The sequence below is a fragment of the Methylocaldum sp. genome (genome assembly GCF_035627495.1).
In the GTDB taxonomy this organism is placed as follows: domain Bacteria; phylum Pseudomonadota; class Gammaproteobacteria; order Methylococcales; family Methylococcaceae; genus Methylocaldum.
Genome location: NZ_DASPLO010000221.1, coordinates 1 through 19,328, shown reverse-complemented (window position 1 = coordinate 19,328; position 19,328 = coordinate 1). Strand labels below are relative to the sequence as shown.

General features: G+C 55.0%; 28 protein-coding genes. 15 read left to right on the top strand and 13 right to left on the bottom strand.

The window, feature by feature from the left end; all coding sequences use genetic code 11:
• Positions 1 to 9: 9 nt before the first annotated feature.
• The 12 genes from VEB01_RS22355 to VEB01_RS22300 all read right to left on the bottom strand — a co-directional run bounded on the left by VEB01_RS22355 (position 10) and on the right by VEB01_RS22300 (position 11,169).
• Entirely contained in the window at positions 10 to 864 is an 855-nt protein-coding gene (locus VEB01_RS22355; protein ID WP_324879412.1) for a phage baseplate protein, read from the bottom strand.
• Between the two features lies 1 nt (position 865).
• The gene (locus tag VEB01_RS22350) at positions 866 to 1,498 is read right to left on the bottom strand and encodes a phage adaptor protein (protein ID WP_324879411.1); all 633 of its coding nucleotides are present in this window, start codon (positions 1,496 to 1,498) and stop codon (positions 866 to 868) included.
• Positions 1,495 to 2,472 (bottom strand): hypothetical protein, encoded by a 978-nt coding sequence (locus VEB01_RS22345; protein WP_324879409.1) that lies wholly within the window; start codon positions 2,470 to 2,472, stop codon positions 1,495 to 1,497. The genes VEB01_RS22350 and VEB01_RS22345 overlap by 4 nt, the downstream gene beginning before the upstream one ends.
• A gap of 611 nt (positions 2,473 to 3,083) precedes the next feature.
• The gene (locus VEB01_RS22340; RefSeq protein ID WP_324879407.1) at positions 3,084 to 3,512 is read right to left on the bottom strand and encodes a phage tail fiber protein; all 429 of its coding nucleotides are present in this window, start codon (positions 3,510 to 3,512) and stop codon (positions 3,084 to 3,086) included.
• Entirely contained in the window at positions 3,505 to 4,158 is a 654-nt protein-coding gene (locus VEB01_RS22335) for a hypothetical protein (protein ID WP_324879405.1), read from the bottom strand. The genes VEB01_RS22340 and VEB01_RS22335 overlap by 8 nt, the downstream gene beginning before the upstream one ends.
• Positions 4,159 to 4,231: 73 nt before the next feature.
• The gene (locus VEB01_RS22330) at positions 4,232 to 5,419 is read right to left on the bottom strand and encodes an SU10 major capsid protein (protein ID WP_324879403.1); all 1,188 of its coding nucleotides are present in this window, start codon (positions 5,417 to 5,419) and stop codon (positions 4,232 to 4,234) included.
• A gap of 17 nt (positions 5,420 to 5,436) precedes the next feature.
• Entirely contained in the window at positions 5,437 to 5,976 is a 540-nt protein-coding gene (locus VEB01_RS22325) for a hypothetical protein (RefSeq protein ID WP_324879401.1), read from the bottom strand.
• A 325-nt stretch (positions 5,977 to 6,301) separates the two neighbouring features.
• The gene (locus VEB01_RS22320; protein WP_324879399.1) at positions 6,302 to 6,601 is read right to left on the bottom strand and encodes a hypothetical protein; all 300 of its coding nucleotides are present in this window, start codon (positions 6,599 to 6,601) and stop codon (positions 6,302 to 6,304) included.
• Positions 6,602 to 6,661: 60 nt separating this feature from the next.
• On the bottom strand, positions 6,662 to 8,596 hold the full coding sequence (locus VEB01_RS22315; protein ID WP_324879397.1) for a portal protein: 1,935 nt from the start codon (positions 8,594 to 8,596) through the stop codon (positions 6,662 to 6,664).
• The gene (locus VEB01_RS22310; protein WP_324879395.1) at positions 8,596 to 10,086 is read right to left on the bottom strand and encodes a hypothetical protein; all 1,491 of its coding nucleotides are present in this window, start codon (positions 10,084 to 10,086) and stop codon (positions 8,596 to 8,598) included. Before VEB01_RS22310 ends, VEB01_RS22315 begins: the two co-directional genes overlap by 1 nt.
• A complete protein-coding gene (locus tag VEB01_RS22305; RefSeq protein ID WP_324879393.1) occupies positions 10,074 to 10,406 on the bottom strand; it encodes a hypothetical protein in 333 nt (110 codons plus the stop codon). Before VEB01_RS22305 ends, VEB01_RS22310 begins: the two co-directional genes overlap by 13 nt.
• Before the next feature lie 148 nt (positions 10,407 to 10,554).
• Positions 10,555 to 11,169, bottom strand: coding sequence for a hypothetical protein (locus VEB01_RS22300; RefSeq protein ID WP_324879391.1), 615 nt, complete (start codon positions 11,167 to 11,169; stop codon positions 10,555 to 10,557).
• 292 nt (positions 11,170 to 11,461) lie between these two features.
• Here VEB01_RS22300 and VEB01_RS22295 point away from each other — a divergent pair, with 292 nt between their 5' ends.
• Positions 11,462 to 11,971: a hypothetical protein gene (locus VEB01_RS22295; protein WP_324879389.1), complete on the top strand. Its 510-nt coding sequence runs from the start codon at positions 11,462 to 11,464 to the stop codon at positions 11,969 to 11,971.
• A 269-nt stretch (positions 11,972 to 12,240) separates the two neighbouring features.
• Here the strand turns inward: VEB01_RS22295 and VEB01_RS22290 are convergent, their stop codons facing one another.
• Positions 12,241 to 12,729 carry a hypothetical protein gene (locus VEB01_RS22290; RefSeq protein WP_324879387.1) on the bottom strand — a complete coding sequence of 163 codons (489 nt, stop codon included), beginning with the start codon at positions 12,727 to 12,729 and terminating at the stop codon, positions 12,241 to 12,243.
• 503 nt (positions 12,730 to 13,232) lie between these two features.
• Between VEB01_RS22290 and VEB01_RS22285 the strand changes: the two genes are divergently transcribed.
• From VEB01_RS22285 to VEB01_RS22220, 14 genes are all read left to right on the top strand, one after another.
• Positions 13,233 to 13,997, top strand: a complete 765-nt coding sequence (locus tag VEB01_RS22285; RefSeq protein ID WP_324879385.1) for a hypothetical protein — start codon at positions 13,233 to 13,235, stop codon at positions 13,995 to 13,997.
• Positions 13,998 to 14,091: 94 nt separating this feature from the next.
• Complete coding sequence (locus VEB01_RS22280; protein WP_324879383.1) at positions 14,092 to 14,259, top strand: hypothetical protein; 168 nt, start codon at positions 14,092 to 14,094, stop codon at positions 14,257 to 14,259.
• Between the two features lie 52 nt (positions 14,260 to 14,311).
• Entirely contained in the window at positions 14,312 to 14,533 is a 222-nt protein-coding gene (locus VEB01_RS22275; RefSeq protein WP_324879381.1) for a hypothetical protein, read from the top strand.
• 5 nt (positions 14,534 to 14,538) lie between these two features.
• The gene (locus VEB01_RS22270; protein WP_324879378.1) at positions 14,539 to 14,868 is read left to right on the top strand and encodes a hypothetical protein; all 330 of its coding nucleotides are present in this window, start codon (positions 14,539 to 14,541) and stop codon (positions 14,866 to 14,868) included.
• Between the two features lie 14 nt (positions 14,869 to 14,882).
• Entirely contained in the window at positions 14,883 to 15,167 is a 285-nt protein-coding gene (locus VEB01_RS22265) for a hypothetical protein (protein WP_324879377.1), read from the top strand.
• Between the two features lie 84 nt (positions 15,168 to 15,251).
• Positions 15,252 to 15,581: a hypothetical protein gene (locus VEB01_RS22260; RefSeq protein ID WP_324879376.1), complete on the top strand. Its 330-nt coding sequence runs from the start codon at positions 15,252 to 15,254 to the stop codon at positions 15,579 to 15,581.
• A complete protein-coding gene (locus VEB01_RS22255; RefSeq protein WP_324879374.1) occupies positions 15,578 to 16,066 on the top strand; it encodes a hypothetical protein in 489 nt (162 codons plus the stop codon). The genes VEB01_RS22260 and VEB01_RS22255 overlap by 4 nt, the downstream gene beginning before the upstream one ends.
• A gap of 17 nt (positions 16,067 to 16,083) precedes the next feature.
• Entirely contained in the window at positions 16,084 to 16,416 is a 333-nt protein-coding gene (locus VEB01_RS22250; protein WP_324879372.1) for a hypothetical protein, read from the top strand.
• 58 nt (positions 16,417 to 16,474) lie between these two features.
• Positions 16,475 to 16,777 carry a hypothetical protein gene (locus tag VEB01_RS22245; protein ID WP_324879370.1) on the top strand — a complete coding sequence of 101 codons (303 nt, stop codon included), beginning with the start codon at positions 16,475 to 16,477 and terminating at the stop codon, positions 16,775 to 16,777.
• The gene (locus VEB01_RS22240) at positions 16,770 to 17,063 is read left to right on the top strand and encodes a hypothetical protein (protein ID WP_324879369.1); all 294 of its coding nucleotides are present in this window, start codon (positions 16,770 to 16,772) and stop codon (positions 17,061 to 17,063) included. Before VEB01_RS22245 ends, VEB01_RS22240 begins: the two co-directional genes overlap by 8 nt.
• A gap of 242 nt (positions 17,064 to 17,305) precedes the next feature.
• Entirely contained in the window at positions 17,306 to 17,947 is a 642-nt protein-coding gene (locus VEB01_RS22235; protein ID WP_324879368.1) for a hypothetical protein, read from the top strand.
• Between the two features lie 125 nt (positions 17,948 to 18,072).
• Positions 18,073 to 18,303: a hypothetical protein gene (locus tag VEB01_RS22230; protein ID WP_324879366.1), complete on the top strand. Its 231-nt coding sequence runs from the start codon at positions 18,073 to 18,075 to the stop codon at positions 18,301 to 18,303.
• Positions 18,300 to 18,464: a hypothetical protein gene (locus VEB01_RS22225; protein ID WP_324879365.1), complete on the top strand. Its 165-nt coding sequence runs from the start codon at positions 18,300 to 18,302 to the stop codon at positions 18,462 to 18,464. Before VEB01_RS22230 ends, VEB01_RS22225 begins: the two co-directional genes overlap by 4 nt.
• Positions 18,445 to 19,328: hypothetical protein (locus VEB01_RS22220; protein ID WP_475442343.1), on the top strand; the 884-nt coding region annotated here is incomplete at its 3' end. The genes VEB01_RS22225 and VEB01_RS22220, both read left to right, overlap by 20 nt.

Here is a 19,328-nt window from a genome sequence, read left to right as displayed (position 1 = left end):
GCTTTTCCCCTAAGCTGTCCGCTTCCAGATATAAATGGCAACGGAGGGTTGGTAGTTTTTATTGGTGCCAGCTTCGCCAGCATTTGCAATAGTGTGAGAATGGGTCCCTCCGGTGGGGGTGTTACCTCCGTTTGCATTTACAAACTTTTTGGAGTTGCCGGAACCCGCACTGCCCCCTAGCGGTGTCGAGCCGTCTCGCGGGTCCGTGTAGGCATGCTGGTGAGTTCCACCCGCTTCCATCGTATGCGTGTGCTCCACGACAACGGCATTCGCACTCCCGAAAGTTTCACCGGCCGTATCCATCAGCGTATTCGCAGGGTCAATGCCGACAAGTGCGCGACCTGTCCCGAAGGCTTCCCAGGTGCCATAGCCCAGGCTGGTCGCGGGGTTCGTACTGGACAGGCTCAGATACAACCCATCAACCTTAATCGACTCATTAACCGGGTCCTTCAGTTGAATAGAGATAAACCCTGCACCTGTGCAGTACACCACCACATAGGCCCCATCCTGCACAACCAACGAACTTGCTCCGTTAATCTGTTCAGGGCTGTCGGGGGTAATCGTTACATCCCCTCCATTTGCATATACCGAGAACATGTGGGAGCTGGTAAGTGTTGCGGCAGCACTTAGCGAAAGTTCAAGTTCTTCGGTGCAGTTGAAAAGAACTGTCGTATCGCCTTCAACTACGGTGTAGTCCGTTTCCTTATCCACTTTGCGGAGAATCGCCCCGCCCAGGTTCGGGAAGCAGGCCAAAAGAATAGCCTTCAACAGGCGGATATGATTATCCCCCTCCGCCTTCGGATTGCCCGACTGCGGATAGTCCGCATTCAGGTCTTTGATAAAACTAGCTGATTCAACCGGCATCTTAATCCCCTCCCATCGAATATTCGCGGTTCGTGTGACTTCTTGATTCGTGTACAAGTCGCAGCCGAGCCCAGGCTGCAACCTTCGCTTTTGTAAATTCTGCAGCAAGCGTTGGATTCTGCATGTGTATAGCTGCCACCGCTTCACCCACTTCCCCCATCACCAAGTCGGGAGCATACTTCAGCCAAGCATTCTCAATGTTCGTGGTAGGGAGAGGCTGCGCTGCATTGTACCGCATACGGATGTTGTAGTTTTCGTTGGGCGTCGGAAACAGGGTAAAATGCTCGCCGGAAAATGCGTAGGCTTGCGGTAGCCCGGTGCAATTGCCCAAGGCAACCTGCAGGTCATCCTCATCGCCTTTCGTAAGCAGCTTCCAGTTGCCTTCCGCGTCCTCCACCCACAGTCCATTCTCCTCAAGCTCCATCAGGAAGTCGTCAGGGGCAGGTATGCGGGGTTCCCCGATTTCTGCCATCTCCGTTGCATATTCCGTAACGAGGAACCAAGGGTAGAATTCCCCGTTCTGCTCTAGTCGCACTGATTGCGCCAGCTGCATTTCGGAGATAATTCTAGTTTCGAGGTCAGTTCGATTATTCAGTCGCTGCACCAGCAGCGCCACTACTTGGTCCCGTGTCATATATCCGCTCCTTGCTTTGTCCAACTTCCTGAAAGCCGCCGACCCCGGCGCCAGCCAACTTGCTTTGCTGCTGCTGCAGCCCGAGCCGAAGCTAAAGCTATGCCTTGCGCTGCTGCACCTGACTCCCCATGCCCATCCACTTGAGCTGAGCCGAAACTAAGTCCGGCACCGTTGATTATACCGATGGTGCTGCCGGCGCCTTGGGCAAATGCTCCCGTATCGGCAATGCCGACAGTGTTAACTCGCCCATAACCAAAACCTGCAACGGTTGCCGCGCCTTCTGCCTCCCCAACTGCCGGCTCGAATACAATCGCTGCCGCACTAGCCTGTCCACTACCAGAGCTTGTTCCGGTAGCTGCTGTATCGGCCCGACCAACAGCATCACCTTCTGCCTCCCCGCTTGATGTCCCGTCGGCAAAACGGCTTACCTGCACGTTGCTCACCGTAGCGAACATCTGCTGAACGGTTGCTGTACCTGAACTGGTGTAAACCTCCCAGTAAAACTCATCAGTGGGACCAAACCCAACGGTATCTACAGTGTTTTCAATCCAGCCATCCGCTGCCACACCCGTCACCGTCAGCGCTGTAACGCCGTTCTTTTTCAGGTTTGCAGTAACCGTATTGCCTCCGGTAGAGGCAACATATAGCCGAGGGTTTCTAATTTCGCCGGAGTATCCAATGGGCACCCCCCGCCCGGTGGCGGATGCTGACGAACTTGTAGCGACCCCACCCAAGTGCACATACTGCGGGGTTGTGCTAAAGTTAGTCGCTCCATATCCACCGAGGTCAACTTCGTTAGTGTCAGAGGTCATCAGCAGATGCATACGTGCTATTGTCATAGACGTTACATCTACACCACCGTCCACCTCAAGCCGTAAATCATCTCCATCACTTAATGGGATGTCAAGAGCTTTCGAAAAGTTACCTGTCACACCGGCCGCGAGAACATGACTATCCTGCGTTACCCCATTCACAACAACTCTTACTGTTGTGGGGGTTGTCCGAGTGTTAGCAGTTACTGCTGTGTGGATACCCTTAACATGGGTGAAGCCTCGAATACGGGCAGCAATACGCGCCGATATAGAACTAACTGAAGCCGCCCCAAAAGGGGGAACATAGCGGGTAGCCCCACTCCAGTTTACGTTACAAGTGTCGGTTCCGTAATAGCCACCGTAGCCTGACCCCAGTTCTATCAAATGCCCAAACCAAGCGATAGTAGGCATTGTCCCGGAGTCGGAGGTTGACAGCGAGTACAGGTCGTTTGCGGCGAAAGAGCTGCTTCCTGACCCTACGTAGGCACCAGTAACGCTTCCATCAAACACATCTACTTGCGCTGTCGCCACCCCGTTTTTCCGGGTAGTTACGGTAACGTTACCGGAGCCTGCTACAGTTCGCCCTACCCGAAGCTCACTGATATCCGCCGCAACCAGATGCTGCAGCTGATGCCTACCCTCGGCAGCCCCGGCAACCCCATTTCCCCCTGCAGGGAGTTGATAGTGAGTCGAGACATCTCCCGGGTTTACTATCTGATACGCGTTTACCATCAATGCCTTAGGCATGACAAGCTCCTAGCAGACCTAAACGATTAATCTTCGGTAATTACTGTTTCGGTCGTCAGGTACGGGGTAACACCGCTGCCGCAAACGATGTTTGGAGTAATTTCCCCGGAGTACAGTAAGACACCGGCGCCACTGGACGCTGTACCAACCCCGAAGTGTGTGGCAGTTCCAGAACCGCCCGTCCCAACCGGGAAGGCGATGTCTTCTGCAGGACTTACAACACTGTCGGTCACAGTCCAGCCATCGGTGTCGCGGCTAACTGCCACGCGAGCGTAACTCGTATAGCCGATTTCGTTGGTAGACTGGTTACCGTCATCGCCGGGGTCAGCCGTATGTAAGCTCACGTACAGGTTCGTCAGCGGGCTGGTTCCGGCATCGTCGGCAAGATTAGCAATCGCGTCGCCATTGAAAAGCAGTTTCAGAAGGGCATTCTCAAACGCTGCACTTTTACTCATTTGAATCTCCTTGGTGGGATATGTCGTAGGTTAAGACACCGATGTGTCCGATTTGCTTACTAACATCGTGGTCTATCCAGATGTCAATGCCAGCTTCTTGGCAGGATTGGCAAAAGTTCCAATCCTCGCCGGTGTAATCCTGCAGGCTTTCGTTCCAGGTGATGGGGAACCAAGGCTGAGCAATGCGGTCAAACACGCTCATCTTAATCAGCATCACCCCGGTCCCTACTCGCCAGACCTTCTCGATACCCGACTTCTCTCGCGAATCGACCAGCGTACCCGCGAACTCTGTTTCAGAAAACTGCCTCGCGGTAGGATTAGCCGGAATAACTTTCGTAACGCAATTCGCTGCAATAATGTCTTTATCATGACGTAGCAACTGATGCAGTAAGTAGGCGGGGAATGTCTGGTCCGAGTCTACAAACAGCAAGTGCGTTGCACCCTCCTTTTGCGCTAGTTTCACCAGCATCTCCCGGCTTTTCGGAAGAATGCTCCCTTTGGTATTGTGAATGCGCAGCATTTCGATGCGCCCTCCACCAATCAGCGGCCGTGTTGCAGCTGCCACCAGACCTACTACGCTTAGTGCAAAGTCAGCCTTCCAGTCAGGCCCACTCGGTATTCCTACTACAATTAAAGGGTTTTTCATAACGCCCTCCGAGAAATGGGACGGAAATTAAAATAATCACCGTCCCACAAATTACAGAATCACTTACCCAGGCTTACGGATAAGTTACGTTACCAATGTAGGCAAAGGTTTTCTCGTGGTTGACCTCGAGGCCAACTTCGGAAATCCACTGACCCTTCTTGGTATCTTCGTCGTTGCCTTGGATATTTTCTTGTGCCTTGGTATCCATCAGATGACGGTAACGCAGGCCCGCACCGTTAATCACAAACATGGAGTTCGTGAAACGTGGGTGGGTGTTCATCAAGGGGTGAGTCTTGATGTAGAAAATACCTTGCGGCGTGACGAATTGCTGCAGCTTCATACCGTAGGTGCTGATGACACCGCCATACTCCACGTTGACGTTGCTGTTACCAGCAATCATCTTGTTGAAGCTGTTCAGTGCACCGTTACCTGCGAAGATGATGCGCTCATCGCCGGCACCTTCGCCGCTGTAGTCGAACACTGGATACAGAGCATCCAGGAACGCATTGACGGTTGGGGTTGTAGCGAAAATCTTCACATTCGACTGGATGAACGAACGCAGACCACCAGTGGTGCGCATTGGCTTACCGTTGGCGCCAGTCGTCTCATTCCGAACACCCCACATGAAAGCAGTTTCCAGCGCGACCGAGTGGTCGAACATCTTACGCTTCTTGTCGTTCTTCAGCGGGTCGCCGGTGCGAGTTTTCGTCTGACTTGCGGTACGGGTCATTTCGTACACAGTCTTGAAAATCTGGCAGTAGTTGTACACCTTGGTCGGGTTGCGAGAGCTGGCCGTTGGTGCGCCGGTACCTTCAGCAAACCGATTGCCGATTTTCGTCAGATAAATGCTGGTGCCGGTGGCTGCAGCAGTAGTGCCTGCCTGACCACGACGGATGACGATAGCGGTGTCGGAAGTAACCGAAGAAACTTCCACAACTTCGTTGTCGTAGGTAGCGCTGTCGGCTTTTTCAACCAACAGCAAATCGCCTGGAACCAGTTGCAAACCACCGGCGGCCAAGCCCAGGGCTGTGGACGAAGCACTTGCACCAGTCGAGTCGGACTGCACACGAATCTGGTTCAGTTCTTCTTCCCACCAGATGAACTCAGGGTCATCGGTGCCTGCACTTTTCGCCTTGGACATCAGGGCGGTCAGCGGGGTCACACCGTTCGGGTCGCGCCAGAGAATGGCGTCCCGAAAGTTCTTTGGGCGTTCGTCGGTTGCCCAGTCACCGGTACCACGTAAACCTGCAATAGCTGGCATGTTACTACTCCTTTAAATCAGTCTTCATCGAGGAATGCCCACTCGTCAGGTGCAGGCGGTGCTGTGCCTGCGCCCGAACTTTGAGCCGGGACAAATGGATTCGCGGGAGCGGCTGGCGCTGGCGCGGCGGCTGCGGGAGCTTGTAAACCAAGCATCTGCACACAGTAATCGCCAATCGCCTTCATCGCCTCTTGCCGTGTTGCCTTTGGGTTGGCAGCACGATACATTGCTCCCACACGGAGCACAGCGTCACGGTGTTCTTTCAGTGCCGGGTATGCGGTAAACATATCCGACTCAGCTGCCTTTTCCCGCTCCGTCGCCTGAATGTGATGCCCAATCATGGCATGCACACGCTGGGGAAGGGTAGAGAAAACGGCATCGAGAACTTGCATCTGCACTCTCGCGGCCAGCACGGGCAGCACATTCTCCGGTTCGGTTTGCAGACGAGCTGCATCCTCGGGGAGAATCTGGTAAGCCTGTACCAGCTCATTAAAATAGGTAGTCCTCGCAGCTTCCAGTTCTTGCGCGACTTGCTCAGGTGTCTGTGCGGGTTGCACAGGCGCCTCAACAGCCGGGGGTTGAACCGGGGGTTGTGCTGGAGTACTTGCCGGCTCCACGGGCGGGGCGGCCGGTGCAGGTGTTACTGGCGGAGTAACGGGAGGTGTGACTGGCGCTTCAACTGCCGGTACACTCGGAGTATCCGGTGCGGCCGGGGTAAAGTCGTCAGACGAACCACCGTCATCGTTAGTAATACCTGCCCAATCAGTGTCAACATTAGTAGGGCCATTATCGGGACCTACAGTCGTGTCAGGAGCTCCGCCAGTGTCACCACCGTCGCCAGTGTTTTCATTGCGGTAAACTCGTCCGTACAACCAGTTTCTCTTAAACATTTAAATCTCCTTTGTCAGAATTAGACTCTTTCAGCCGGTCAAGGTCCACTTGAACTTGTTCCAGCATCGTAGTCGGAAGGGCGAGGACCAATTCACCAAATGCTGCCTCACCTTTTAAGTACTCCTGCTTAAACGCCTCATCGGCCCGTTCGAGCGGGGAGAAAATCAAATCCTTTCGATTCTCCACCTGCTCCTGAATGATTCCGCTAAGAATCTTCCAGCCTTCGTGGGCCAACAAGCTTGCCCACAACTCCTTCTGCTCCCGGAGGGAGCTTTTGTTTTCCTCTTCCATTTCTTCTCCTATTCGCCAAATTATAGAAATACCGAGCCTTCGTCAACCTCTGTTTCCGGCTCAGCCCGTTGCGCCCATGCCAGGAATTTGCCCCGGCTCGTTAAGGTTAGCTCCAGGTGTCATCGGAATGCTGTTGCCCGCTTGAGCGTTTTGTAGGGCCTGTTCATTCGGAATTACCTGGAGCTTAAATTGACTGACGTTCTTAATCCCGCCCAGCCCGGCAACGAAGCCGAAAATCTTCGAGATGTCGTAGGTTTGCATAACCTGCGGGAAGTTACGCATTTGTCCGAGTAGAGTTGCCCACAGATTCGCCTGTGCAAAGCGGTCAACCGGGAGAGTTCCGTCGACGGGGACAAAGTCGAAGAAGCCGGCGATACTGTCAGGTGTCACGTTCACGAAGTCAGGGGCCTGTTCTGCAAGGCTCCCCACCATCCGATACTTGCGGTCGAGCGAGTAGAACTGCTGAGAGTTCTGCAGCAATTTCTGCGACATCGGCATGAAGCCCATAGCGCTGTAGTACTCGGCCTTTGTCTTCAGCCGATTCACACCGAACGTAGAGCTGCTTCGGGTCTCTGTTGCCGTCTTCCGTCCGCCCTGATTCACCAGCCCCATGATGTTATCGTTAACACCAGTCGCACGTTGAATCATTTCCGCCACAACTCCCATATCGTTCAGGTGCGAGCGGGTAACATCGGCCACCGGGAGCTGAGCGATTACTGAGCGAACGTCGCGGCCGTAGGCGGTGGGCTTAAGCCGCAGCAGCTTTCCGGGGTTTGGATTCTCAAAGTCCTTCGCCACAACCATCGAGGGGTCGAATACGAACTGATTATTCAGGGCTGCCCGAACATTGTAAAAGTGCGTGTTGACCAACCAGCTCATCACATCATTGAGCGGCTTCATCATTTCGAGGCTCGACTTCGTGAACAGGTTATACCCGTCCACTTCATCCTCGATAATGTCAAAGCCAAACTTCCCGTGCCAGTTTGGCAGCGGCTGTGCCCCGATAACTACGCCAGATGAACTCTTCGTGAATATCCAGATTTCTTCGCGGTCGCCGGTACCAAGCTGCCACATCTTGGGGATAAGGCGAACGTAGATTTCATACCCCTTGACGACGTAGGTGTTACGCTGCTCGTTTTCGGAGTTCCAGGTTGTTTGCTCGATGTCGGCGTTGGGAAGATTCGACACCGCATCCGAACCCATGTCACGGGAGATGTCGGCGTGGTCACCTGCAGCATTGCTCTGCTCCTTTTCGCGAAGCGTTTTGAGGTTAAAATACTTCCCCTTCCGTTGGCCCTCGTGCAGTTCCGCCCACGTGAGTTCCACGTACCGGGCGCAGAATTCACCACGTTGGAACTGGCTGAGGGGTACCCGTGGGTCGGGGAAGAAATCTTGAGGCCGAACGTTGTAGAGCCGGTTCCCGACATAGCCGGGAATCTCTTTCTCTTTCCAAACTTCCTTCGGCTCGAGGCCGGGGATGGGGAGGCCCATGAAGGTGGGTTGTTCCATCGCCTTTTCCTTCACCCGGACCGTTTCCTCTTCCCAGTAATGCCCGACAACCCCGTACCCGAACTTGCCGGGGTCCAGCAGCCAGATGTACATTTGTACCATAGCCTGCTGCATTTGATACGCCATCAGCGCTTCAACACACTGTTCCTGTTGTTGCGATTCGCCGTGTCGGCCTGCGTATTGCAGCACCGGGTCGCGGCTTAGAAACACCGAGGTGATGTAGGTGTGGGTGGCGAGAATCTGCGCGTAGCTGTACGGCACCTCGATTGTGGTGTACTGAGGCATCCCACCTTCCCGCGCGGTCTTCCGGAGTTTATCCGCATCACTTTCAGGAATATACGCGCGAAATTGCTCTTCATTCCGAGCCATCTGTTCATGCGCCCCCGAGAACTTATCCTTCGAGAGCTTCAGCCGGTGGTAGAGCTTCTTATTCAGTGCTTCGTGTTCTTTGCTGCCGTAGCGCAGCAGTTTCTTCATTTCATCCATCACGGACATCCTCCAACACGTAAAGGTTTATATTCGGATTCATCATCTATCAACTCGTATTCCCCGTCAATCGTTACTGCCGCTCTCAGGTGCGGGGTCAATTCCGTGATGCCGATAGCAAGCGCATCTAAAATGTCGTCGTGCTGACTATCATCCAGCGGGTCATATTCGTCCATCTGGGTGACGAGCTTAGACATCGAGGGGTGAATGTGCAAATGTCCGAAGTTTACCAGCCCGGACAGAGTTTGCACAATGCGGTCAGATTTGCGCCGTTTGTCCTGAATCTTACTTACCGGCAGGTACAGCCGACGCTTCTTCATTTCCTCTTCTAGGTACCACGCAAGAATCCGTTGGTAGCTGATAGACTCGACTGCTGCCCGCATCGGGGAGAACTCCAGCATCATATTGAAAAAGTGCATCGCTACAATGTCTGGCATCATAGCCTGTTCCGCCTGATACGCCATCACATACACATCAGGCCCAATCATCCCAATCGCCATAACTACGCAATCGTCGGCCTTCGGGCTGTCCGAACTCGCCGGGTCGATGGAGATAATCTTCAGCATCCCATGCGGCAGAATCTCCCAGAATTTCAGCTTTTCGATTTCGAACGTTTTGCCCTGGGCTGCGACGAGCGAACATTCTTTTTCCCGCATCCAGATATGATACTGTCCGCGGTTAATTGCCGCTTGCTTCTCGCGCAATACGACTTCCGTTGGCCAGCGCGCTTCCCAGCGGCTTTTCCCGTCCGGGTGCGCTTTGTCGCTGTAGTCGAGTATCCCGTATCGCCGCCCGTTCCACTGCGGGTCCTTGAGGCACTTTTCGATTGCGTCCTGCTTGTTGAGCGGGGTTTGCAGGAACACGGCCTTGGCGAGCGGACAGTCCGTTTCCGGGGCGAGGGAGTTGAGCAACGCGCCGAAGATGAGCGCCTCGAGCTTCTTCCTTTGCTCTTCCGTCGCGCAATTTTCCTCGTTAAGAACGTCGTCAATGATGATAAGGTCAGGTCGATAATCGTCCGGGTTAAAGCCGCGAATTTGTCCTGTAATCCCCATCGCGAGCAGAGTAATCGGAGTGTCTTCAACATCATGAAAAATTTCGCAGTGCTCATCGGTCCACTTTTCCCCTTTCCTTAGCCCGTACGTCTGGGCATACTTCTTGTTGTACATAATCTGGCGACGGAGCCAGCGGACGCTCATCATCGCGTGCTGTTGACTCACCGAGACATACATGATGGTGCGGGAGACAGCATAACCCACCCGCTGGGCCGTGAAGACCCGGAGCAGCGATGTCTTCGCCCCGTCCCGGAAAACCTCGAAGGCATTGTATCGGGAGCTGCTGTAAAGCAGTTGCCCCATCTCCCGGTGGAATTCGGGGGAGTCCTGCCGGAAGGTTTTCGGGAACATGAGCTTGCCAAACATTTCAAGGCTCTGCGCCCCGAGAAGAACCGCCTCTTCCACGCTGATGTTGATGTTATCAGTTAGGGCGTCCATATGTGAACTCCGGTGCATTTGCCGGGAATCGTCAGGGCGTCGAGGGGGTGCGCGAGGAGCCGGGTAGGCTCAGGCCACGGCACCATCCCGTCAAACCACTTAACGATTTCGAGCATTTTGAATTCCCACAGGTTGGCGGGGAATATGTGTTGAAGAATCGGCAGATACAGTTTCCGTAGCTGCCACCAAGCGTCTGTCGTGTGCTGATACTTCACCTCGACAATGATTATCTTTCCGCCCTTAAGGTCGAACAGCAACCCGTCGGGCTGGCGCCAGTGCACCCCCAACTCGTCGCTGTAGTAGAGCCAAGGACTCGGCACGTACCTATCCCCGAAACTCATGAGTAGGTGCTCTTGTACTTTCTGCTCATAGCGGACGCCCTGCAGCCGCCTCCCTGTTACCCGGCGGTGGGTGGCGAAGGGAGGGGGGCCGTTGGCAATCCGCGCCCAGCGAACCCGGCCGACCGCCTTAAAGTTCGGGGGCGTGGCCGGTAGCATCCTTTGTCCCCACTGTCACAGCGTTGTCAGGGTTGTGAACGTCGAGCACCTGCGGAGTCACATCGACCGTCTGCCCGACACTGAACATTCCTTGCCGGGCGTTGGCCAGCGTCTCCCGGCTGACGGTGAACACGTTGACCTGCGTTTGGGGAGTTTGGCCGCCGGGGTTCTTCTGCGAGGCGGGAGCGTAGCCAGCCCGGTGCATGATTTTGTCGAAGGCGTCGAGGACAAACTTCGGGTCCTCGGTGCGCTGGAGGGTCGTAGTGAGCTTTTCCGTCACCACATCGGCAAGCGCATTGAGCTTCTCCGGCACACTTGAGGCGATGTGGGAGAACACCTGTTCTTGCCGTTCCTTCAATTTCGCCTGAAATAAATCGGTGTGAATTAAGGTACTGAGCCAAGCTTGCGAGTACCCGAAGTAATCGGCGCATTCCCGGAGGGCTTTCTCGGGGTTTGTAATCATCCAGTTAATCACCATGTCGTGAGTGTGCGACAGGCTCTTCACTTGGATGTGCTCTCCGGTGCCTTTGGCCGGAACGTCGTCCAGGCTGATGTCGGGTATTTCGTTAATGTCATTAAGGTTCATGACGGTCGCTCCTTTACGTGTTGCCTTGCAGTATAGGGGCGGGGGCGTGGGCTTGTCGAGGGGCGTTGCCGGGGGAGTGTGGTCGGGGGTTGGGGTGGTGATTAATTTAATCTCCGTCCCAAGAATTCCCCGTTTTTTCAAGCGCCGCTTGCGGCTGTTTCGTGGTCGCACAGCGTCGCGCATGGGGGGAGGGGGGTATACACGCGAGGGCGGGAGGTGTATAGTGTGTTCATGGGGATTCGTTACGGGCCTCCATGCAACAATCGTTCATTAACAATTTAAGGAGCAACAAATGGCTATTAAAATAGCGAAGAAGAGTAAGACTGCGGACGGCGTAACCTTCCAGTTTGCGGATGTCAACAACACGATAGTGCATTGCCCATTGAAGGAACTGAGTGAGGCAATGGTTTTGCAGTTGGCAATACACGGACTGGCGCAGAAGGTGGGCGATTCGTACAGCGGGGCAGAATCGGTGGCCGAGGGCCTTGCGGCGGCATCGAGTGTTTGGGAAAACCTGAAACGAGGTGATTTCAATGCACGGGCACAAGGTACCGGCGGTATGGTGGTTGAGGCCTTGGCAAGGTTGAAGAGCCTGACGATGGACGAAGCGCAGGAGTTGTGGAATGCAGCCTCGGATGAACAGCGCGAAACCCTGAAGAAGAATCCAAGGGTTAAGGCGATGATTGACATTATCAAGGGCGAACGGGCCAGCAAGTTCGTTGATGGCACCGGCGATGACCTTGATGGAATGTTAAGCGGGCTGTGGGATTCAAAGGAAGTGAAGGGTAATAAGAAGAAATAACAGCAGGTGAAGTGGGCCGGGGAGAAATCCCCGGCATTAACCGGAAGGAGGTTGTATGCGTGCAGCAAAGTTCTATTGGGGCTGGATTGTGGTAGTTGTAGGTATCCAGCTGGTCACTCTAATAATTCAGGTTAAGGTGTAAATTTGGGCCGGGGAGGAAACTTCCCGGCTTTTCTCCGGCGGTTGGCGGTGGGAGTGTGGCGCGTCGCGCAGGGGCAAAAAAAAACCGGGCCGAAGCCCGGTGGAGATTACGGGATGGAGGTCCCGATTTACAGCGCGATGTCGTCGATATCGCCTTCGGCTGCCAGTTTCTCGAGGCGGGCCTGGGCCTTTTCTGCACGGATGACAGCGATGGTGGCCTTGACGCGTTCGTTGCTGCGCATGGTCTTGAGCTGTTCGTCGGTTGCATCCTTGAGTGCGGCTTGAACTTCGGCCACAGGCAGGCCTTTGATGCGGGCCAGTGCATCGGCCAGCTCGGTGGTGCGTGGCTTGGAGTCGCCTTCGCCACGTGCGGCACGCCACTCGCCATTCTTCAACTGGTTGAGGGTGTCGGTGAACAGACCCTGGGCAACGTCAACATCACCCTTGCTTGCCGAATAAGCATCACCCAGTTTCTGGCTCATGCCGTGCAGGGCGAAGTGCAGTTGGATGTCGGGGGAGAAGTCTTCGAGGCGGACCAGCTGCGGCTCTTTGCCGGCGAATTCAAACTCAACACCCTTCGATTCAAAATCCAGAACCTTGCTTGCTACTTTAGCCATGTTTATTACTCCTTTTGTCGGTTGAAAGATTAAGCTTTTGCAATTCTTACATTTGCAAATTCATATTATATGGCTCCGGTGAGGTTGTCAAGCACAAAATGCAGGTAGGGCTGGAATGGCGGTCGGGGGGATAAATGGGCATATATGGGAAATTTATATCTCCCTAAGTGCGGTCCATAGTATAGTCCCCAACACCCGATTTTGGCTCAACCCCCACCCATTCCCACAATCGCACACTCCCACACTCACACTCACTCACTCAGTATTTAATTATTTTTTTTTTATAATAAGGGAGAGGAAGAACACGGGAGGGGATGGGAAAGAGATAGGGTGGGGCAATGGTCGAAAACGGGATTCGGGGGAGATACAATAAACGTTACTTAGGGAGATAGATGAATCCCATATATACCCCCATTTACCCCAAACATCTCCCCCAAAACCTCTTGACAACTCCCACCAAACCCCGCACAATTAACCATCCGTCAACCAACTGGAGACCCTCCATGCCACACCCGACCAACAGCGCTACATACGAACAAACCTTTAAACTCGTCGTTGAAGTCCTCGGCCGACGAGGACGTACTGAGGATATTGTGATTAAGCAACCCGACGAAAAGAAAGCGATTCGGTTTCGGCTTAGATATTACAGCTTTTTGAAGGTACTGAAACGTGAGGCAGAAGAGATGTTTATCAAGGGCCGTAAAACCGGGTCCCCAGAACTGTGCGCGAAAGCAGAGGAATTGCTTGAACAGTTAGTGCTGGTGCGTCGGTTTAAGGCAGTACTCGAAGGCAATACCGTTCTCTTTACTGACCGCGATGCGCAAGAAATTGACAACATTAATAACCTGATGAGTGAGTTGATGAAAGACACTGCACATCTTTCGGCTGACATTATGACCAACACACAGGCAGCAAATAGTTTTGAAGCTAAACTCGAGGCGCAGGTAAAGGAAAGCCGAGAACAGCGCCTCGCCAACACGCCACCCCGCAATCCGCTTGATGACGTTCTCGACGAAACCCGCGATGCACCTGTCGGCATTTCCGCAAACACGCTGCTGGAGCGCACCGCTACCCGGCTCATCCACGGGGCACAAGCACAATTTACACTCCCTTTCGACACCCCTGACAGCGCAGCCGCCTTCCACCTGCAATGGACCACCTATTGCCTCGGTCGGCCCGACATCACCCCGCACCGCACTGACATCGACGGCAAGAACATCACCTTCACCCGCAACATCTTGGATGAATTTACAGGCCAGCAACCGTAAATAATGATTGACAACTTGGACGGTCTTATTATATAATGGGACGATGATTAAAATAATCATCACCCCATCGACAACCTTAGAAAGGAAACACTAAATGCCTGAACTATACTCCCTCTTCCGTACCGAAAACGGACAGCTTATTCATATGCAAACCGGTCACCTGGAAGAACTTCAGGACCGCATGGATAACGAAGCTGAAGACTTAACCGGGGAAGATGCAATGTTAATTCTCCCCACCGTTGCCTTCGCGCAAAACCTGTAATCATACTGGGGGAAGTGCAACACGCATTTCCCCCTAAAGAGGGGACCCACACATGCCTACAAAAACCTCGCGACCGGCCCAACGCATCAGTGACGACGGGCTAAAAGCCTGGCTAACGCAAGTCCGGCAGAGCCTTTTAAATGCCTCAATCAGCCTTCCCCCGTACAACTCCCACGCCTTCCGCATTGACCGGCTGGACGAAGCCATCGCAAAGCTGCAGTGGCTAAAATCCCGCCTGCAAGCGGAACAAACCCTTGACCAGATGAAAGGCTAAACGCGATGCCAAACACCTCTACAAACTGGAACCTCGTCGACAAGAACTTCAACCGCATCTCGGTCGGGGATAAGCTCCCCGACTTCCGAGGCGACCTATGTACCGTTACCGGCCTCGGTCACCCACCACGCACACCTGAGAGTTCCGGTCGCATAGAACTCGACGGTAGCCTCTACTACCCCAGCATCGTTGACTGCATCTGGCTTACCGACGAGGCACTCTACGAAGCCCAGGTGACCGCCCTCGAACACGCAGGCATCCCGCGCAGCGACGCGCAAGGCATAGTCGACGCGACAAAGCTTCAACAAACCCGCAGTACCCCCAACCACAACTAAGGAGCAAGCGCAACATGGAAACCGCACTTATCATCGACAGCAACCGCATTTCAGTATTCCAACTTCCCGGCAACCAGTTGCCCGAGGTCATTATCCTCACAACCGCCGCAGGGGACAGCGTAACCTACTCCGCCCTCGGCCTCTTTGACACCGGCAGCGAAACCACGCAGCCAGACGGCAACCCCCCGTCCGACCCGGAAAACCCCGACGCGCCCCCCGCCGAGGAAAAGTCCGGGGGCGCTGGTGACCCCGCAACCGGGAACCAGGAAGAAACCAACGAAAAGCGCAGTCTGTTCTAACCCTGCCTCGAGCCAGTTCCCCACCCCTCGGGGAGCTGGTTCCGGGCAGGGAAGAACCCTGCACAACAAAGGAGACCCGACAACATGGATATAAAAGCTGAAATTCTAGCCGCCGCAGCCGAGGCCGAACTCGCGCCCCAGTGCTACATCACCGGCTGCGCACTCTACCTCTCCACTCGCACGTGCTGCGCATGGGGCGACCTCTTCATCTTTGGCGATATGTACATCTTCAACGCCAGCACCTACAAAGAAGAGGCCATCCTATCCTACCACTCCCCCGAGACCCACCGCGAACAGCGCTGCCTCATCGTCCACGGCAACGACTACTTTGAGCGCCGAGGCGTCTTCGTCATCAACAAGCGGGACGCCGAGCTTAACGCCATCGCGAAAATGTACAAGGGGATTGAAGAATGAGCAACGGAACCCCTGAACAAAAAGCCGCCGCAAAGCTCGCGCTGGCTGAACTCTTCGGCGACCTGCTAACCCCGCCACCCAAGGGCAAACCCGGGAGGCCCAAGAAAACCGCTTCCGGGGACGGCGAACCGAAGGTTTTCAAGCCTCGGGCCTTCCCCACCTCCCCACAAACCTCGCCCTTCTTCGAGGCGACTTCCCGCGAGTACTTCATCGTCGAGCAGCACTGCCTATCGTGCGGCAGCTTTACCCGCTACGCCGAAACCAAGATGCTCCGCTACAAGGCCGTCAAGCGGAAGGACGGGCTGGCAATAGAAATCCCTTGCTGCCTACCGGCCCCGCTCGACGTACCCAGCCTTGTCACATACCGGAGCGAGAGCACAGACTTCTGCGCGCACTGCGTAGAGATAACCTCCCGGCTCGACAGCAGCACCCTGTTCGAGCTTTCTAACCCCAACACTGCACTTCAACTAAAACTCTTTAATTAAGCGGAGGGAACCACCAAATGAGCACACCAAACCAAACTGACAAAGACCGCGTCGAGGCGCTACTCGAAGAAGCGCGACAACGCGCCGAAGCGCAAAAGGCGCGGGGCGAAACACCTGACCCCATCCACCCGGACGAGCTTTTGCGCGCTGCCGCCGACGGAGAGCTTAAGCCCCTCTACACCGTACACGTATTTCCAGTGCCCGGTGCCGAGGGCCTCCTCGCTCCCGTCCTACACGTCACCGCAGACGGACGGCAGTTCTCCCGCGTTGACATCGCGGAACACCTCACCTCCCTCGCCATAGCCCTCGTAACGGGCGAGGGAGCAATCCTCAACGGAAAGGGACACTAACATGAAAAACACCCTGCTCGCTTGCCTGTTTAAGCGCATCTTTGGGAAGAAAACGCCAGTGCTTACAAAGCCAGTCCTCCCGCCCGGCTACTACACCGTCAAGGCGTGGCACCCCGACGACTGTTACCACAGTTCCTCGCACTGCCGCCCCGGCACCATCGTGTACCTTACGAAAGCCCTTGACCTCAGGGAGGACGGGACGGCTGTCGGATACCTGTTCATGTTCGACGAGGTAACGTGTATCTGGCGCTGGACTTGCGTCTATCGCGCTTGGCTTCGCCCCCTGCGCGGGATGCGACTCAGCACCTTCACTGCCGCACATCCACAAGCGCCCACCTTCGAGGAGGTTCCACATGTCTAGAGGCCGCACCGCTAACACCGAGAAATCTATCCGCTGGCGGATTGAGGTCAAGGAGCGGATTGCCGCGCAGGTCGAACTGCTCCTGCTCGACCCACTTACCGGCGACATCGCTTACGGCGCCCGTTCCGCGCTCGTCAACCAGCTCCTCCGCGAGTGGCTCGACAAGCAGCGCCGGGCCAACCCCGTTATTGTGGAGGAAACCGAAGAGGACCGCCGCGAAGCTCGAGGCGACCGGGAACCCGAAATGCGCTTTCAGGCCGACCTCGACAAGAAGGACTTTGGCTAATGTGGATTCTCCTGTTCATCACGTTATCCGGGGAGTATGTCATCGACAGATTCCCCACGCAGGGGCAGTGCCTAGCCGAGGCCCGACTCTACAACCAAGGCAGTTTTCGGGATGAAATCTTTACATGTCGTAAGGCAAAATGAAAACTTCACGTACAGCGGCACATAACTCGTGCTGTTGTGCGGGGGGCTTTCCCCAGCGACTGGCGGCGCTTACCGCCTAACTTTACGGAGAAAAAAGAAATGACTAAGAAATGCGTTATCATAGCACTTATGGCACTGTTCACCCTACCAGTTTACGCGGGTAACGACCGCGACGACTGCCCCGGAAATAGCTGTCACGGCGGTCAAGGTGGTCAGGGCGGTGATGGGGGTGCAGGCGGCGACGCTAATTCCCTCGGCATCGGGATTGGTGTTGGCGGCTCAGCTAATGCCACCGGCGGCGACGCAACCGCTATTGGCCTGGGCGGCAAGGGCGGCGATGCCAGCGCCATCAGTGTAGGCGTGGGCGGTGAGGGTGGTAAAAGTTCCTCCGACGCCGATGCCAGCGCCAAGGCCGGGGCAAATGCCGGCTCTTCGAGTGGCGGTAATTCGCTCACCGTCAACGAGGGAGACTATGAGGCCCGTGCCATCCCGGTAGGCAGTTCTATCGCCGCCGGTGCTAACGGCACCTCGAAATGCCTGAAACATGCCAGCACCTCTGGTAACCTGTTCTTTGTCTCGTTCGCACGCGCTTCCCACGAGCCTGACTACATGTGCTGGGCACAAGAACTGGGCGCTCCCGAGGTTGCAATACAGATGGCCTGCAACGACTCCGGGTCGTTCCGTAAGGCTTACAACCAAATCGCCCGTCGGCACGGCAAGGAAGAGTGCCTGAGCGAGTAACCGACCTCTCGCAAAGGGGCCGTTGCTAAACATGGAGAGAATCGCGACTCTGTGAAGTGTCTAGCCTGTAGTGCCTTCGGGCGCTATGGAGTAGGTACTTTCCCCCAACCGTTAAGGAGCTTTAAATGAAAATACTCGCCACAATGCTTATCGCCGCCATCGCAATTCTGTTCTACCTGATGGTTAATCGGCCCGACCTGCAGCACGTCACCGACGCTTGCCTCAAGCAGTCTTATTTCGACATCTGCATGTTCAGGGAAGGCGCAACCCCCGAACTCTGTGAAGCCGCTGCAAAGTCAGCTTCCCTCCGCCCAAAGCACTCTGTAATGCCAACCTGCATTGAGGTGACCGAATGAACGAAGAAGACTTGCGCGCGGCCTTCGAGGCCAAACAGCTAATCCTCGGCGAAAGCCGGGAAGAACTCACCCGTACTCCCAGCGGCTACGAGCGTGAGGAAATTAATGCCGACTGGGTTTGGTTCAAGGAAGGAGTACGCTATGCAACAGAACGGAGATAAGCCGGAAGAAACTCGGGTAGTGCCAGTAGAGCCGACAAACGATGAATTTGCCAAGAAAGTTATGGAGCACATTCCTGTACGCGAAAATACAAGGCTATTCAATCCACCAACCCACGAGGTAGCCACCCCACAGCAGCAGGAGTTCGTGCAAACAGTACCCGACCACTGCGACCGTATCGTGTGGCGAGGGCACTATTACCACTTACCGCTTGCAGCACAGCCACAAGAGGAGCTCGTGGAAGTATGCGCCGAAGCGTATCAGGTGGTCGGCTCCCTGCTTTCTGATGTTGGGGCGCTTGATACTGACAAAGCCGAGAAGATACTGGACAATTTAGGTGAACAGCGCATGATTCATAAAGACGTACTCCCTTGGCCCTCGTTTGCGCAGCCGCAAGAGGAGCCGGAGGCCGAGCTTGGGAACGAAATGAGCCTCGACGATTTCAAAGAACTGCTTACCTCGTACGGAGGTGGCAGGTTTGTCGAGCTTCACTACCGTGGGCACTTAGCTTTTGGCATACTCGTCGCAGAGATGGCAGAGGGTGATAGTATGCGGCAGGTTGCTGCTGAGATTGTGTCGAAGTTAAACGCAGCCCCGCAGCAGCAAGACACTGAGTCCTTACAACCGCAATGGAACAACCTTCCATCTGAGATAAAAGACTGGCATAAGCGTATTGAATCGCGGTTGCAGGGTGAGCCGGTGTTGTATGCAAGAAAGAGTGAACTTGCGCAGTTGGAGTTCAAACACATCGAGAGCGAATACATCCTGACAGCGAGCACACGCCAAGACGAGGTGTATGACGCCCCCCTCTTCACCCAACCACTCACCGCTGACGCCATCTTTAATCAAGGGATAGAGGAAAGCGT

What these genes read in the sequence shown, in the direction of transcription:
- VEB01_RS22355 (WP_324879412.1), bottom strand. Translation starts at nt 864, where the DNA reads ATGCCGGTTGAATCAGCTAGTTTTATCAAAGACCTGAATGCGGACTAT.
- VEB01_RS22350 (WP_324879411.1), bottom strand. Translation starts at nt 1,498, where the DNA reads ATGACACGGGACCAAGTAGTGGCGCTGCTGGTGCAGCGACTGAATAAT.
- VEB01_RS22340 (WP_324879407.1), bottom strand. Translation starts at nt 3,512, where the DNA reads ATGAGTAAAAGTGCAGCGTTTGAGAATGCCCTTCTGAAACTGCTTTTC.
- VEB01_RS22335 (WP_324879405.1), bottom strand. Translation starts at nt 4,158, where the DNA reads ATGAAAAACCCTTTAATTGTAGTAGGAATACCGAGTGGGCCTGACTGG.
- VEB01_RS22330 (WP_324879403.1), bottom strand. Translation starts at nt 5,419, where the DNA reads ATGCCAGCTATTGCAGGTTTACGTGGTACCGGTGACTGGGCAACCGAC.
- VEB01_RS22320 (WP_324879399.1), bottom strand. Translation starts at nt 6,601, where the DNA reads ATGGAAGAGGAAAACAAAAGCTCCCTCCGGGAGCAGAAGGAGTTGTGG.
- VEB01_RS22315 (WP_324879397.1), bottom strand. Translation starts at nt 8,596, where the DNA reads ATGGATGAAATGAAGAAACTGCTGCGCTACGGCAGCAAAGAACACGAA.
- VEB01_RS22310 (WP_324879395.1), bottom strand. Translation starts at nt 10,086, where the DNA reads ATGGACGCCCTAACTGATAACATCAACATCAGCGTGGAAGAGGCGGTT.
- VEB01_RS22300 (WP_324879391.1), bottom strand. Translation starts at nt 11,169, where the DNA reads ATGAACCTTAATGACATTAACGAAATACCCGACATCAGCCTGGACGAC.
- VEB01_RS22295 (WP_324879389.1), top strand. Translation starts at nt 11,462, where the DNA reads ATGGCTATTAAAATAGCGAAGAAGAGTAAGACTGCGGACGGCGTAACC.
- VEB01_RS22290 (WP_324879387.1), bottom strand. Translation starts at nt 12,729, where the DNA reads ATGGCTAAAGTAGCAAGCAAGGTTCTGGATTTTGAATCGAAGGGTGTT.
- VEB01_RS22285 (WP_324879385.1), top strand. Translation starts at nt 13,233, where the DNA reads ATGCCACACCCGACCAACAGCGCTACATACGAACAAACCTTTAAACTC.
- VEB01_RS22280 (WP_324879383.1), top strand. Translation starts at nt 14,092, where the DNA reads ATGCCTGAACTATACTCCCTCTTCCGTACCGAAAACGGACAGCTTATT.
- VEB01_RS22275 (WP_324879381.1), top strand. Translation starts at nt 14,312, where the DNA reads ATGCCTACAAAAACCTCGCGACCGGCCCAACGCATCAGTGACGACGGG.
- VEB01_RS22270 (WP_324879378.1), top strand. Translation starts at nt 14,539, where the DNA reads ATGCCAAACACCTCTACAAACTGGAACCTCGTCGACAAGAACTTCAAC.
- VEB01_RS22265 (WP_324879377.1), top strand. Translation starts at nt 14,883, where the DNA reads ATGGAAACCGCACTTATCATCGACAGCAACCGCATTTCAGTATTCCAA.
- VEB01_RS22260 (WP_324879376.1), top strand. Translation starts at nt 15,252, where the DNA reads ATGGATATAAAAGCTGAAATTCTAGCCGCCGCAGCCGAGGCCGAACTC.
- VEB01_RS22255 (WP_324879374.1), top strand. Translation starts at nt 15,578, where the DNA reads ATGAGCAACGGAACCCCTGAACAAAAAGCCGCCGCAAAGCTCGCGCTG.
- VEB01_RS22250 (WP_324879372.1), top strand. Translation starts at nt 16,084, where the DNA reads ATGAGCACACCAAACCAAACTGACAAAGACCGCGTCGAGGCGCTACTC.
- VEB01_RS22240 (WP_324879369.1), top strand. Translation starts at nt 16,770, where the DNA reads ATGTCTAGAGGCCGCACCGCTAACACCGAGAAATCTATCCGCTGGCGG.
- VEB01_RS22235 (WP_324879368.1), top strand. Translation starts at nt 17,306, where the DNA reads ATGACTAAGAAATGCGTTATCATAGCACTTATGGCACTGTTCACCCTA.
- VEB01_RS22230 (WP_324879366.1), top strand. Translation starts at nt 18,073, where the DNA reads ATGAAAATACTCGCCACAATGCTTATCGCCGCCATCGCAATTCTGTTC.
- VEB01_RS22225 (WP_324879365.1), top strand. Translation starts at nt 18,300, where the DNA reads ATGAACGAAGAAGACTTGCGCGCGGCCTTCGAGGCCAAACAGCTAATC.